This window comes from Hydrogenovibrio kuenenii DSM 12350, from assembly GCF_000526715.1.
Taxonomy (GTDB): Bacteria; Pseudomonadota; Gammaproteobacteria; order Thiomicrospirales; family Thiomicrospiraceae; genus Hydrogenovibrio; species Hydrogenovibrio kuenenii.
The window spans coordinates 346,859-359,832 of the sequence record NZ_JAGP01000001.1 but is presented as its reverse complement, the minus strand read 5'-3'; the positions used below and the strand labels follow the sequence as shown (position 1 = coordinate 359,832).

The window sequence follows — 12,974 nt, the reverse complement described above, 5'->3', positions numbered from 1 at the left end:
GCAGTTACATGCACCTACCAGGAAATTTTCTCTCGGCTTTATCACGTGCTTGGTTCATGCAAAGATCTCCGTAAATCGGTTCTTCAATGAAATTATTTGTGTTGGGCGTAAACCATAAAACAGCCCCAGTGGATGTTCGAGAAAAAGTCTCTTTTTCGCCTGAACAGGTTCAGCATGCGCTAGCAGAACTGAAAGAAAAGTGCCCTAGTGACGAATATATGATTCTTTCTACATGTAATCGTACCGAGATTTATTGCAACCTTAAAACTTTAGAATCGAACACGATAGAACAATGGCTACACGACTACTTTGAACTAACTCCAAATAGCTTAACAAACTATCTGTACCAAAAATCTGATCTAGATGCCATTAAGCACATCATGCGTGTCTCAAGCGGACTAAACTCCTTAATCTTAGGTGAACCGCAAATCTTTGGACAAATCAAGGATGCCTATACGCTTGCGCAAAAATCTGACAGCATCCACCAAAGAATGGACGCCCTATTTCAACACATTTTCAAGACGGTTAAACAGGTTCGTACCGATACAGCCATTGGCTCAAGCCCAGTCTCTGTTGCCTTCTCTGCTGTTGCACTGTCCAAGCAATTTTTTGGAGACTTGTCAGAACAAACCGCTTTATTACTGGGCGCAGGTGAAACCATTGAATTGGTTGCTCGCCACTTAAAAGAACACAATATTGGCAAACTCATTATTGCTAACAGAACCATAGCAAAAGCACACCAAATCACAGAAACACTTGGTGGGTACGCTATCGGGTTGAATGAGATTGAGGACCACCTACACGAAGCGGACATCATTATTTCCTCAACCGCTAGCCCAACGCCATTACTACAGAAAGATGATATCAAAGCAGCTTTAAAAGCCCGTAGGCACAAACCTATATTTATTGTCGACATTGCTGTACCACGAGACATAGCACCTGATGTTGGACAACTAGATAACGCTTATCTCTATACGGTAGATGACTTAACTGCCATTATTGAAGAAAACAAACAATCTCGTAAAGATGCATCGTTAGAAGCTGAAGAAATCGTCAGCACTCAGGCAGAAAACTTTATGATGCAATACCATGCATCTTTGCAAGCAAGCCCAATCATTCAAGATTATCGTAAACATGCCTATGAGCTGAAAGAGCTCGCACTTGAAGATGCATTGCAACAGCTGCAAAAAGGTGAAAAGCCTGAACAAGTTATTAAAAAACTGGCAAACCAGTTGACCAACAAAATCTTACATACACCTACCGCTAATATTCATCAGGCTGGGTTAAAAGGTGAGCAGCACATCATTGACGCAGCAAAAGCATTATTATTTGAAGCGGACAAACCAAACAATAAGCCTACTTATTAGTAAGCACCTACATAAAAAGACCATTTGCTATGAAAGACTCTATTCGCAAAAAACTCGACCTGCTCGTTGAGCGCCTCGATGAAGTAAACCACTTAATGTCTGATCCAGAAATCATCAGCGATCAAAACAAGTTTAGAAACTTGAACAAAGAGCACTCTCAAATCAGCTCTGTGGTGGAAACGTATACCCAATTCATGCAAGCTGAAAGTGACTTAGAAGAAGCGAAAGATATGATCTCTTCTGGCGATCCCGATTTAAAAGAAATGGGGCAAGAAGAACTTCCTATCTTAACAAAGCAAGTAGAAGAATTTGAGATCACACTACAAAAAATGCTACTCCCAAAAGATCCAAATGATGACTCAAACATCTTTTTGGAAATCCGTGCCGGAACTGGTGGTGATGAAGCTGCGATTTTTGCAGGCGATCTTTTCCGTATGTATAGCCGTTATGCTGAAACCATGAAATGGCAAATCGAAATCATCAACTCACAAGATGGTGAACACGGTGGCTATAAAGAAATCATTGCACGTATTATCGGTGATGGCGCTTATTCTCGCATGAAGTTTGAGTCTGGCGCACACCGAGTACAACGCGTTCCAGCAACGGAAACGCAAGGGCGAGTTCATACCTCTGCCGCAACCGTCGTTATTATGGCTGAAGCGCCAGATGTTGAAGCGATAGAACTGAACCCTGCTGACTTAAAAGTCGATACTTTCCGCGCATCTGGTGCAGGGGGGCAGCACGTTAACAAAACAGATTCTGCCATTCGCATCACTCATATACCAACAGGCACGGTTGTAGAGTGTCAAGATGAGCGTTCTCAGCATAAAAACCGTGCTCGCGCTATGTCATTACTTGCCGCACGCATTATGGATGAAAAACAACGCAAGCACGATCAAGAAATCGCTCAGGAACGTAAAAGCCTTGTCGGCACAGGAGATCGTTCTGATCGAATCCGCACCTATAACTATCCTCAAGGCCGCGTCACAGATCACCGTATCAACTTAACACTCTACAAGCTAGATGACATTATGCAGGGTGGTTTACAGCAAGTGATCGACCCTCTGATTAATGAATATCAAGCGGAACAACTCGCGTCTCTTAGCGACCAATAAGACAAGCTACGATGACCGTTGCCGAAGCCCTAAGTTATGGCAAAAGCCATATTAGCTCAGACTCCCCCGTTTTAGATGCTGAGCTACTTTTGGCTTATACACTTGGCAAGAATCGTACCTTTCTTTTTACTTGGCCAGAAACCGAACTAAGTGCCGCCCAAGAATCCGCATTTGAAAAACTTATTAAAAAACGCCAGGCTGGGATCCCCATTGCTCACTTAATTGGCCGTAGAGAATTTTGGGGCATGGACTTCAAAGTCACAGAAGATACACTCATCCCAAGACCTGACACTGAAATCCTTGTTGAACAGACCTTAACCAAAATCGACTTATGCCAAAAGTCTGGAACCGCCTCACCAAAAGTTTTAGATTTGGGCACAGGTTCAGGTGCAATTATTTGTGCACTCAAAAACGAAATACCTACCATTCAGGCATATGCGGTTGATTATCAAGCACCCGCGTTAGAGATAGCCAAACAAAATGCAAAAAACCACGCATTAGACATTAACTTTAAACTGGGTAGTTGGCTTGAACCTTTTGCTGACCATAAGTTCAATATTATTGTTTCCAACCCACCCTATATTGAAGAAAACGATCCCCACTTAAAACAAGGGGATGTGCGCTTTGAGCCGATCACAGCTCTCACATCGGGTGAAGATGGATTAAGAGACATACAAACACTAATCAAAAATAGTCGCTCGCATTTAGAGCAAAATGGCTGGTTACTCATTGAACATGGATACAATCAAGCCGATGCAGTACAACAGCTTTTAATAAAAAATGACTACCAAAAAATTGAAACCTTTTATGATTATGGCAATAACCCTCGTGTCACGATGGGATGTTATACCAATAAGGAAGCATAATGATGCACTCACTATCTGATGAAGAGTTAAGCCGCTATAGCCGCCAAATTTTACTGTCAGAAATTGATTATGACGGACAATTGAAATTAACCGAATCTCATGCCATTATTGTGGGGCTTGGCGGCTTAGGATCCCCCGTATCACTTTATCTTGCTGCAGCAGGTATCGGGAATTTGACGCTAATTGATTTCGACAAGGTTGATGACTCCAATCTGCAACGACAAATCGTGCATAGAGAACACAATATCGGCATGCCTAAAGTCGAGTCGGCAAAAGAGAATCTTGCAGCACTTAACCACTATATCAACATTCAGACAATCGACAAGCAACTTGATGAATCAGAAATGCAAGCATTGATAGAAACAGCCGATGTTGTGATTGATTGCACCGATAACTTTACAACTCGATTCGCTCTTAACCGAATTTGCCACGCGACAAAAAAGCCTCTAGTGTCAGGGGCTGCTATTCGACTGGAAGGACAACTCTCAACCTATGACTTTAGAAAAGAGCATTCTCCTTGCTATCAGTGTCTTTATAAAGAAGATTCCGGACAAGAACTGACCTGTAGCCAGAACGGCGTACTTTCTCCGGTAGTGGGCATGATTGGTTCCATGCAAGCAATAGAAGCTATCAAAGCATTATTAGACAAACCCACCTTGACAGGAAAGCTCATGATTGTGGATGCCTACACCATGAATATCCGTACGTTGAATTTGAAGAAAGACTCTAATTGCCCTGTTTGCGCCAGCAACTGATTGACCAACCAAGTTAAAGCTAGCGCTGAACAGGTGGCTGTATGTATTTCGTTGCCGCTGGAGCAACTTTAGAAGCGGTTTTGGCTGATTTGTTCTTAATCATAATAATTACCCTACGGTTTAAAGATCGACCATAGGAACTATTATTAGGCGCAACAGGTGAATTATCGGCTTTACCTTCAATAGTGATATATTTTTGCTCAACACCCATGTAAATAAAGGTTCTGGCAACTGTTGCCGCCCTAGCTGCCGATAATTCCCAGTTAGATGGAAACTGAAAATTAGAAATAGGAACATTATCGGTATAACCAGTGATCGTCATATCTTGTTTATGGCCAGCGAGTGTTTCGCCTAGCTTTTCAAGCTGCTCTCTAGTTTTATCAGTAATTGTTGCACGCCCACTTTCAAAAAAGCTATCCGATCTCAAAGTGATTTTGATGCCTTCTGGCGTTTTTTGAATATCAATATCTTTAGGATTAACCTTAGATACGGCAGCTTGAATATCTTCCGAAGTAACGGGCGTTTTGGGTTGCTCGATAGGCGGCTTTATCAATGAAGGTGAATTTTGCTCTAAAACCTTGTCTCCTCCTCCACTTTCTCCAACAAGGTTTTCAACGAAGGCTTTGCGCTTTTCAGGATCAATGATAGACGTCAGCCACATCACTAAAAAAAACACCATCAAAACGGTCATCAAGTCAGCAAGTGCAATTTCCCATGCGCTATCTTCTTGCTCACAATGATTGTCTCTTCTTGCCATTTTACCTGACTCCACTCATTTGATACTTCTTAACCAATTAAGAGCCTTCAGTCTTTGCGCTGAATTTCAAACTCTGGAGGAATGCGTTGTCTGCCGATTTCGGTAGCCATACTTGGTGACACACCATGTGAAAATGCATTTAAAAACGCAGCCGCTACTTCAAATATCGCTTGATCCTGACGAACCATTACTTCTGTGGCATGTGTAAAAGGCGCTACAACAGCAAACGAAAAGAAAATACCCGTCAAAGTACCGACCAACGCGGCACCGATAGATGAACCGATTTTTGCCACATCCATGTCACCACCAAGCAGGTTCATTGTCAAAATAACCCCCATAACGGCGGCAACAATACCGAAACCCGGCAATAAACTTGAAATTCTACCCGTTGCACGCGGCACTTCCATCATTGAATGGACAACATCATGAATCTGGTCTTCCAGATAATGTTGAAAGTTCAGGGACTGAGGGGGGTTCAGCAATAAAAAAGAAAAGTTATCAACGATAAACTTTTTCAACTCGCGGTGTTTCAGAATAAGAGGATAGTTCATAAAAATAGAACTGTCTTCCGGAGTTGTAATATGAGCTTCAAGCGCCAACACACCTTGTGAACGTGCCAAGCGAGAAAGCTCATCTAGCAGCCCAAGCAACTCGACATAAATTTGCTTATTTACCCGACCACCTTTAAAGAAACGTCCCAAGTAAACTAAAGTTTTAGTCCAAACATAAACAGGTGTTGCTGCAAGGAATACACCAAAGGCAATCCCCAAAATAATCACCAGTTCGGAAGGGTGCCACAATGAAGAAAGCACTCCACCTTCCATCAGGAAGCCGCCAATAAAACTCCCGATAATAATCAGTATGGCTAAAGGTTTTGAAATCACGTTCATATCGTTTCTACGAGCCTAATTAAATCTACTTGATGCAAAAGCAACTTTGAGACCAATTTTTTATTTTTGACTTTATTCTTTAATCAAACGGATTTCTGAAGCTTGTTTTAAGGTTCTCGGTAAAACGATACCGCGTTTAGCTCGAGACGAAAATGCCTCTTCTAAGGCACTCGGGCCAAACGCTTTTGCATAGTCTCCCGCAACAATTTCCAACTTTGAACCTGGCGCAAAGGCAAAGACTGCCGTAACGTCATCCTCTTTGGATAGTTGAATAAGTTTGTTACCCTTCCCTTTTGCTAGTTCTGGTAATTCAGACTGATCAAACACCAACATTCTTGGCTCGCTAGTCGTAACAACAACCCAGTCCCCCTCTTTCACTAATGTTGGTGGTAAAATTTTTGCGTCTTCGCCCATGCTCAATGCAGCTTTACCGGACTTATTTTTTGACGACAACTTTTCAAGCTGAGTCACAAAACCATAACCCGCAGAGCTGGATAAAATAAAGCGATCTTTATCTTGACCTAAAATAACGCTCTCAAAAGTCGCTCCCTTAGCAGGGCTCAATCTTCCCGTTAAAGGTTCGCCATGACTTCTTGCAGATGGCAAGCTATGTGCCGGCAATGCGTAAGCTCTGCCAGTAGAGTCAAGAAATATAGCCATTTGACGGCTTTGACCCTGAGCCTGGTGTTTAAAACTATCACCAGACTTATAACCCAAAGTACGACCATCTATATCATGACCTTTAGCCGCTCGCACCCAACCTGTCTCAGACAGCACCACTGTTACCGCTTCGGATGGCAATAAGTCTTGCTCACTCATCGCTCGAGCCATTTGCGCCGACACCATTGGAGAACGACGTTCATCACCATAAAGTTCGCTGTCAGCTAAAAGTTCTTTTTTTACCAGAGTTTTCATTCTGGCTTCACTTCCAAGTGTTTTTTCCAGCGATTGGCGTTCTTTATTCAATTCATCTTGTTCAGCACGAATCTTCATTTCTTCTAAACGTGCTAAATGACGTAATTTCAACTCAAGGATAGCTTCGGCTTGAGTATCGCTTAAACCAAAACGCTCCATCAGAACCTGCTTTGGTTTGTCTTCTTCACGGATAATAGCAATCACTTCATCGATATTAAGATAGGCAATCAACAAACCATCCAGAATATGTAAACGCGCCATGACTTTATCCAAACGGTGTTGCAAACGTTTACGAACCGTTTCTATTCGGAATACAAGCCATTCAATCAAAATGTCTTTTAGACTTTTAACTTGAGGGCGTCCATTTAGACCGATGACATTCAAATTGACACGGTAACTTCTTTCCAAGTCAGTCGTGGCGAATAGATGTAGCATAGCCGTTTCAACATCTACACGTTTAGAGCGTAATTCAATCACAATTCTGACTGGATTTTCATGATCCGATTCATCTCTTAAATCAACAACCATCGGTAATTTCTTAGCCCGCATTTGAGCGGCAATCTGCTCTAATACCTTTGATCCAGATACTTGAAATGGCAATGCATCGATAACGACATTAACACCGTCCTCAACTTCATAATGTGCACGCTGACGAATGGAGCCATTTCCAGTCTGGTACAGACGCTGCATTTCATCCTTAGGCGTAATAACTAACGCATTATTCGGGTAGTCTGGCCCAGGAATATGCTCAAAAATTTCTTCATCCGTTACATTTTTCTTTTCTAACAGCGTGACACAGGCATTAATTACTTCTTTCAAATTATGAGGTGGAATATCTGTTGCCATCCCCACGGCTATTCCAGAGGTTCCATTCAACAACACATGAGGCACACGAGAAGGCAGTACACTCGGTTCATCTAGCGAACCATCAAAATTAGGTACCCAATCAACTGTTCCTTTACCGACCTCTTCTAACAGAAGTTGGCTAAATTTTGACAGCTTAGCTTCGGTATAACGCATTGCCGCAAAAGACTTAGGATCATCAACTGATCCCCAATTACCCTGGCCATCAACCAATGGATAACGGAAAGAAAAGTTTTGAGCCATTAGCACCATTGCTTCATAACAAGCTGAATCACCATGGGGATGGAACTTACCAAGCACATCCCCCACTGTACGAGCAGACTTCTTATACTTAGCACTGGCTTTTAAACCCAGTTCGGACATGGCATAGATAATACGGCGCTGAACAGGTTTTAGGCCATCACCAATATGCGGCAAAGCCCTATCTAAAATGACATACATCGCATAATCAAGATAGGCTCGTTCAGTGAACTGGGCAATGGTTTGATGTTCAATGCCTTCGTAGTTAATGCTTTGCTGACTCATAATTTTTCTCTAAATTTGGAAAGAAATATTTTAAATATGATAATTAATCTTTTGCCGACATTCGGCCAACTGCACAAGATACATAAGACTTGGCTTTAGCAGTGGCAGAAGCAATCCCTTGACTACTTCCCTCTTCAGGGTAGCCCATTGCTTCAAGCTGATGTTTAACTTGTTCTACCTGTTCACTTGAGCTGGCCACAAACGAAACCTCTCCTGCCTCTATATTGACAACAATATTACTTACTCCTTCTAATGAAGAAAGCTTTTTCTCAATACTGTTTGCACACCCGCCGCACTTAATATTCTCAACCTGAAGCTTGTTATTCATTTACTCTTCCTAGACAAGATTATCTTTAATTGACACAACGAATAACCTAAAACACCTTAACTTTACTCTAAGAGACTTGCTTAAACCTTGCTCAATATTATCAAACTAATTTATCATAGAAATCTATACGAATAAATGAGCAATCTAGCTAAGCCATGAACACTTCTACAAATGATAGGCGTCACTTTGAACGCGTCTCCACTGAGCGACCTGTTACCCTTAGGATTCAAGAACAACCTATACAGGGAAAAATGATCGACCTATCTCTTAGAGGTGCCGGAGTTTTAATACATGACACTTGCGTCACAACCAACCAGATCGAGCTAAGCTTTGTTTTACCGACAAATACGAATTACGCATTAAGTTTATCAGCAACGATCACACATAGCAGTCCTGTTCGCGGTCAATGTCTTTTGGGCCTTGAATTCATCAATACTCCTCGATCACAAGAAACCGCTATTAAGGAATTTATTCGATTTCATCACAGATTGGATTAGAATAGGCAACTACGAAACAAAATTAACATAAAGTTTAACATAGCTTAGAGGCTTGACATGCTCTTCAACAGTCCATCTGTCCATACTGAACGCGCCGCCAAAGTAAGAGGCCAAACTGTAACGGTGGAAGCCATTCTTACAGAGATTTCTATCACTGGCGTGGTCGTTATGAGCCCGAAAAAAGCCAGCATAGGCACTCGTGTCGAGGTTTTTTTTGAAATTCCCGCAAAAGGCTATTTTAGAGAGCTGAGCACAACAGGTTTTGTCGAACATTTTCATAGCGCTGATAACGGCTATTTACTCGGCATACGATTTGAAGAAGTGCCTGACGATATTCGTGACTACATTCAGGATTTCATCGACTACAAAAACCGTCTTCATCAACTCGGCAAAAAAAGCCACCACCACTCAGACAACTAATACCCCAGCCTGGTAGATTTTGCCTTATTAGCTTAATTGCAAATAGCGCAACTGCTCTATAAAACCGCTGCCAAGTCGCCTTTTTCTTCCAACCATTCTTTTCGATCTCCCGATCGTTTTTTAGCGAGCATCATATCCATAACAGAAATGGAATCAGACTCATCCATACTTAGCTGCACCAAACGTCTTGTCGCTGGCAACATTGTTGTTTCACGTAACTGAGACGGGTTCATCTCACCAAGACCTTTAAAGCGCGTCACTTGAACTTTACCGGACATTTTTTCTGCCTGGATACGATCCAGTATTCCTTCTCGCTCGGCTTCGTCTAATGCATAAAAGACTTGTTTACCAACATCCACTCGATATAACGGCGGCATGGCAACATAAATGTGTCCATTTTCAATCAATGCGGGAAAGTGCTTCACAAACAGGGCACAAATCAAAGTAGCGATGTGCGCACCATCAGAGTCCGCATCCGCCAGAATACAAACCTTACCATATCGTAACCCGGATAAATCTCTCGACCCAGGGTCAACACCGACAGCAACGCTAATATCATGAATTTCTTGCGACGCCAGCACTTGTGAAGAATCCACTTCCCAAGTATTCAATATCTTCCCTCGCAACGGCATGATGGCCTGATAATTTTTATCACGCGCTTGTTTTGCAGAGCCTCCAGCAGAATCCCCTTCCACCAAAAATAACTCGGTCATATTGATGTCAGATTCTGTACAGTCCGCCAACTTACCTGGCAGAGCAGGCCCAGAAGTAATTTTCTTACGAGTGACCTTCTTCGCTTTTTTGTTACGACTTTGCGCATTGTTAATGACAATTTCTGCGATTTTTTCACCGATTTCCGTGTGCTGATTCAGCCACAAACTAAATGCATCTTTAACAACACCAGAAATAAAAGGTACGCACTCACGTGAAGACAATCGCTCTTTGGTTTGACCTGCAAATTGGGGTTCGCGTACTTTAGCTGAAAGGACAAAAGCAACATTCTGCCAAATATCTTCAGGCGTTAACTTAATGCCTCTTGGTAACAAATTTCTGAACTCACAAAACTCTCGAATGGCGTCCGTTGCACCAGCACGCAGTCCGTTAACGTGAGTTCCTCCTTGAGGTGTTGGAATCAAGTTAACATAGCTTTCCAATAAGTTTTCAGAAGGTTCTTCCAACCAGGCTATCGCCCAAGAAACCCCTTCATGTTCAGCATTAACATCACCGACAAACCCTTCTACTGGAAAACGCTCAATACCATCTAATGCATGGTTCAAATAGTCTCTTAAACCATCTTCATAGAACCATTCACATTTTTCTTCGCTCACTTCATCATAAAAAATAACCTGAAGCCCTGGGCTTAATACTGCTTTTGCACGAAGAAGATGTTTTAATTTTGATAAGGCATACTTAGGGCTGTCGAAAAAACTCGTATCAGGCCAAAATGTAACCTTGGTTCCCGTATTCTTTTTGCCGACTTTTCCTATCTCACTCAACGGCTCAACAAGATTACCGTTTTCAAAAGCAATTTGATATTTAACACCGTCACGCTTAATTTCGATTTCAACACGTTTAGACAATGCATTAACAACTGACACCCCCACACCGTGCAAACCACCAGAAAATTGGTAGGCTTTATTAGAAAACTTACCACCAGCATGTAGTTTTGTCAGAATGACTTCAACACCGGGAACCCCTTCTTCAGGGTGAATATCAACCGGCATACCGCGACCGTTGTCTTCTATCGACATACCACCATCTTTTAGATGGGTGACGATAATTTCATTTGAATAACCCGCTAAAGCTTCATCTACTGAGTTGTCGATAACCTCCTGTGCTAAATGGTTAGGACGGGTGGTATCCGTATACATTCCAGGTCTTTTTCTTACCGGGTCTAACCCTGTTAACACTTCTATTTCTGAGGCATTATAGTTTCCGCTCACTAGCAACAACTCCTGCAAACATTAGATGACGATTTAGCTTTTCAATAAAGATCGTTTGTTGAGTTACAAACGAGTCTCCGCTATATTACATAAAAAAAGGCGTAACACCAAGATTCCCTCCGAATCTGACCTTTCTAATTACTCATTACAATAACACTTTAAGAGGCGTCCACATGCCAAATCGCGATTACCACTCTGAACGGCGTGAATATAACTTTGCGACCTTAGACAAAGAGCAGATTAACGCCGACCCTTTTGCACAATTTTCGCAGTGGATGACATTTGCGCATCAACAAGAAGCCATTAAAGATCCTACAGCTATGTCCATCTCAACCGTGGACGTCACTGGTCAACCTCATAGCCGAGTCGTCTTGTTGAAAGAATTTTCTACCGATGGTTTTGTGTTCTACACCAACTACGAAAGTGCTAAAGCCAGTGAACTAATTTCTAATACTAAGGCTGCTTTACTTTTTTTCTGGCCAGAAATGGATCGTCAAATCCGAATAGAAGGGCAAATTACAAAAATTGCAGCCAACAAGTCAAAAGATTATTTTCTCAGCCGCCCAAGAGGAAGTCAGCTTGCAGCATTAATCTCCAAACAAAGCCAAGTCGTCAAAGACCGCCAAACACTTGAACAGCGACTACAAACAGCAGAAGAAACATATGAAAACCAAGAAATACCCGCGCCAGACAACTGGGGGGGCTATTTACTTCAAGCAAATTATTTTGAGTTTTGGCAAGGCCGCCCAAACCGTCTCCATGACCGCTTCAGATATCAAAAAGACAGCAATGGTAGCTGGGATATAAATCGTCTTTCGCCATAACACGCACAGCAACCTCAACTTAAATTTATGACTCATACAGACCATTCCATTGACTTAGAACAAAGCTGGTTATCACGCCTACACGCTGAATTTGATCAACCTTATATGCAAGCGTTAAAGCAGTTCTTGCTTGATGAAAAACAGCAAGGGAAACAAATTCTTCCTAAGGGAAACCTGTGGTTCAATGCTCTGAATTCAACACCTTTTGAACAAGTAAAAGTTGTTGTACTTGGCCAAGACCCCTACCCAACACCAGGACATGCGCATGGCCTAAGTTTTTCCGTTTTACCTGGTGTAACACCTTTGCCAAAGTCTTTACTCAATATCAACCGAGAATTACTAGACGATTTAAACATTAACAATTCACATACAGGTTTCTTACAGCCCTGGGCAAACCAAGGCGTCTTACTTCTCAATGCTGTTTTGACAGTAGAAGCAGGCAAGCCTAATGCCCATCAAAACCATGGCTGGGAACAGTTTACCGATAAAATCATTCACCTTTTAGCGCAAGAAAGGGAACATCTTGTGTTTATCCTTTGGGGTGCCTATGCACAGAAGAAAGGAAAATTTATCGACCGACAAAAACATTTTGTGATTGAGTCTCCGCATCCTTCACCGTTATCAGCCTATCGTGGTTTCTATGGCAGCAAACCTTTTTCAAGAAGCAATACTTACCTAGAACAGTATGGAAAAACGCCCATTAACTGGCAACTTCCGCCTATTTAACTTCTATTCATTTTTAAAAAGAATAACGAAACACACCTGCTAAAACCCAATACCCACAGGGCTTACAAGGATATTTTTCGATTCTTTACCCACTAAACAGCCGAAAAATTTTATGCTAGACTTAAGCATTTACTGAAATATACTTAATATTTGCACAACGTCGGTGCTAAAAGGGTTGGCTT

13 protein-coding genes are annotated in these 12,974 nt (G+C 42.0%); 8 read left to right on the top strand and 5 right to left on the bottom strand.

Annotation, left to right across the window (positions count from 1 at the left end; all coding sequences use genetic code 11):
* Window positions 1-86: 86 nt before the first annotated feature.
* The 4 genes from hemA to N745_RS0101600 are packed head-to-tail and all read left to right on the top strand — an operon-like array spanning window position 87 to window position 4,103.
* Window positions 87-1,367: a glutamyl-tRNA reductase gene (gene hemA, locus N745_RS0101615; RefSeq protein ID WP_024850399.1), complete on the top strand. Its 1,281-nt coding sequence runs from the start codon at window positions 87-89 to the stop codon at window positions 1,365-1,367.
* A gap of 29 nt (window positions 1,368-1,396) precedes the next feature.
* Window positions 1,397-2,482, top strand: coding sequence for a peptide chain release factor 1 (gene prfA / locus N745_RS0101610; protein WP_024850398.1), 1,086 nt, complete (start codon window positions 1,397-1,399; stop codon window positions 2,480-2,482).
* 11 nt (window positions 2,483-2,493) lie between these two features.
* Entirely contained in the window at window positions 2,494-3,348 is an 855-nt protein-coding gene (gene prmC, locus N745_RS0101605; RefSeq protein WP_024850397.1) for a peptide chain release factor N(5)-glutamine methyltransferase, read from the top strand.
* Window positions 3,348-4,103, top strand: coding sequence for a HesA/MoeB/ThiF family protein (locus N745_RS0101600; RefSeq protein WP_024850396.1), 756 nt, complete (start codon window positions 3,348-3,350; stop codon window positions 4,101-4,103). Before prmC ends, N745_RS0101600 begins: the two co-directional genes overlap by 1 nt.
* A 19-nt stretch (window positions 4,104-4,122) precedes the next feature.
* Here N745_RS0101600 and N745_RS0101595 read toward each other — a convergent pair whose 3' ends face one another.
* From N745_RS0101595 to N745_RS0101580, 4 genes are all read right to left on the bottom strand, one after another.
* Entirely contained in the window at window positions 4,123-4,860 is a 738-nt protein-coding gene (locus N745_RS0101595; protein ID WP_024850395.1) for an OmpA/MotB family protein, read from the bottom strand.
* Between the two features lie 47 nt (window positions 4,861-4,907).
* A complete protein-coding gene (locus N745_RS0101590; protein WP_084657259.1) occupies window positions 4,908-5,750 on the bottom strand; it encodes a motility-associated protein in 843 nt (280 codons plus the stop codon).
* A gap of 72 nt (window positions 5,751-5,822) precedes the next feature.
* Window positions 5,823-8,054, bottom strand: a complete 2,232-nt coding sequence (gene parC / locus N745_RS0101585; RefSeq protein ID WP_024850393.1) for a DNA topoisomerase IV subunit A — start codon at window positions 8,052-8,054, stop codon at window positions 5,823-5,825.
* Between the two features lie 43 nt (window positions 8,055-8,097).
* Entirely contained in the window at window positions 8,098-8,382 is a 285-nt protein-coding gene (locus tag N745_RS0101580; protein WP_024850392.1) for a heavy-metal-associated domain-containing protein, read from the bottom strand.
* Window positions 8,383-8,537: 155 nt separating this feature from the next.
* Here N745_RS0101580 and N745_RS12805 point away from each other — a divergent pair, with 155 nt between their 5' ends.
* Together N745_RS12805 and N745_RS0101575 are read left to right on the top strand one after the other, a co-directional pair.
* Window positions 8,538-8,879 carry a PilZ domain-containing protein gene (locus N745_RS12805; protein WP_084657257.1) on the top strand — a complete coding sequence of 114 codons (342 nt, stop codon included), beginning with the start codon at window positions 8,538-8,540 and terminating at the stop codon, window positions 8,877-8,879.
* 57 nt (window positions 8,880-8,936) lie between these two features.
* A complete protein-coding gene (locus tag N745_RS0101575; protein WP_024850391.1) occupies window positions 8,937-9,299 on the top strand; it encodes a PilZ domain-containing protein in 363 nt (120 codons plus the stop codon).
* A 56-nt stretch (window positions 9,300-9,355) separates the two neighbouring features.
* Here N745_RS0101575 and parE read toward each other — a convergent pair whose 3' ends face one another.
* Window positions 9,356-11,242, bottom strand: a complete 1,887-nt coding sequence (gene parE / locus N745_RS0101570) for a DNA topoisomerase IV subunit B (RefSeq protein ID WP_024850390.1) — start codon at window positions 11,240-11,242, stop codon at window positions 9,356-9,358.
* Window positions 11,243-11,415: 173 nt separating this feature from the next.
* Between parE and pdxH the strand changes: the two genes are divergently transcribed.
* The gene (pdxH, locus tag N745_RS0101565; protein ID WP_024850389.1) at window positions 11,416-12,066 is read left to right on the top strand and encodes a pyridoxamine 5'-phosphate oxidase; all 651 of its coding nucleotides are present in this window, start codon (window positions 11,416-11,418) and stop codon (window positions 12,064-12,066) included.
* A gap of 27 nt (window positions 12,067-12,093) precedes the next feature.
* On the top strand, window positions 12,094-12,792 hold the full coding sequence (gene ung / locus N745_RS0101560; RefSeq protein ID WP_024850388.1) for a uracil-DNA glycosylase: 699 nt from the start codon (window positions 12,094-12,096) through the stop codon (window positions 12,790-12,792).
* The last annotated feature ends 182 nt before the right edge of the window (window positions 12,793-12,974 follow it).

Bases quoted from the DNA above. Each gene is read 5' to 3' on its own strand.
- hemA (WP_024850399.1), top strand. From the start codon at position 87: ATGAAATTATTTGTGTTGGGCGTAAACCATAAAACAGCCCCAGTGGAT.
- prfA (WP_024850398.1), top strand. From the start codon at position 1,397: ATGAAAGACTCTATTCGCAAAAAACTCGACCTGCTCGTTGAGCGCCTC.
- prmC (WP_024850397.1), top strand. From the start codon at position 2,494: ATGACCGTTGCCGAAGCCCTAAGTTATGGCAAAAGCCATATTAGCTCA.
- N745_RS0101600 (WP_024850396.1), top strand. From the start codon at position 3,348: ATGATGCACTCACTATCTGATGAAGAGTTAAGCCGCTATAGCCGCCAA.
- N745_RS0101595 (WP_024850395.1), bottom strand. From the start codon at position 4,860: ATGGCAAGAAGAGACAATCATTGTGAGCAAGAAGATAGCGCATGGGAA.
- N745_RS0101590 (WP_084657259.1), bottom strand. From the start codon at position 5,750: ATGAACGTGATTTCAAAACCTTTAGCCATACTGATTATTATCGGGAGT.
- parC (WP_024850393.1), bottom strand. From the start codon at position 8,054: ATGAGTCAGCAAAGCATTAACTACGAAGGCATTGAACATCAAACCATT.
- N745_RS0101580 (WP_024850392.1), bottom strand. From the start codon at position 8,382: ATGAATAACAAGCTTCAGGTTGAGAATATTAAGTGCGGCGGGTGTGCA.
- N745_RS12805 (WP_084657257.1), top strand. From the start codon at position 8,538: ATGAACACTTCTACAAATGATAGGCGTCACTTTGAACGCGTCTCCACT.
- N745_RS0101575 (WP_024850391.1), top strand. From the start codon at position 8,937: ATGCTCTTCAACAGTCCATCTGTCCATACTGAACGCGCCGCCAAAGTA.
- pdxH (WP_024850389.1), top strand. From the start codon at position 11,416: ATGCCAAATCGCGATTACCACTCTGAACGGCGTGAATATAACTTTGCG.
- ung (WP_024850388.1), top strand. From the start codon at position 12,094: ATGACTCATACAGACCATTCCATTGACTTAGAACAAAGCTGGTTATCA.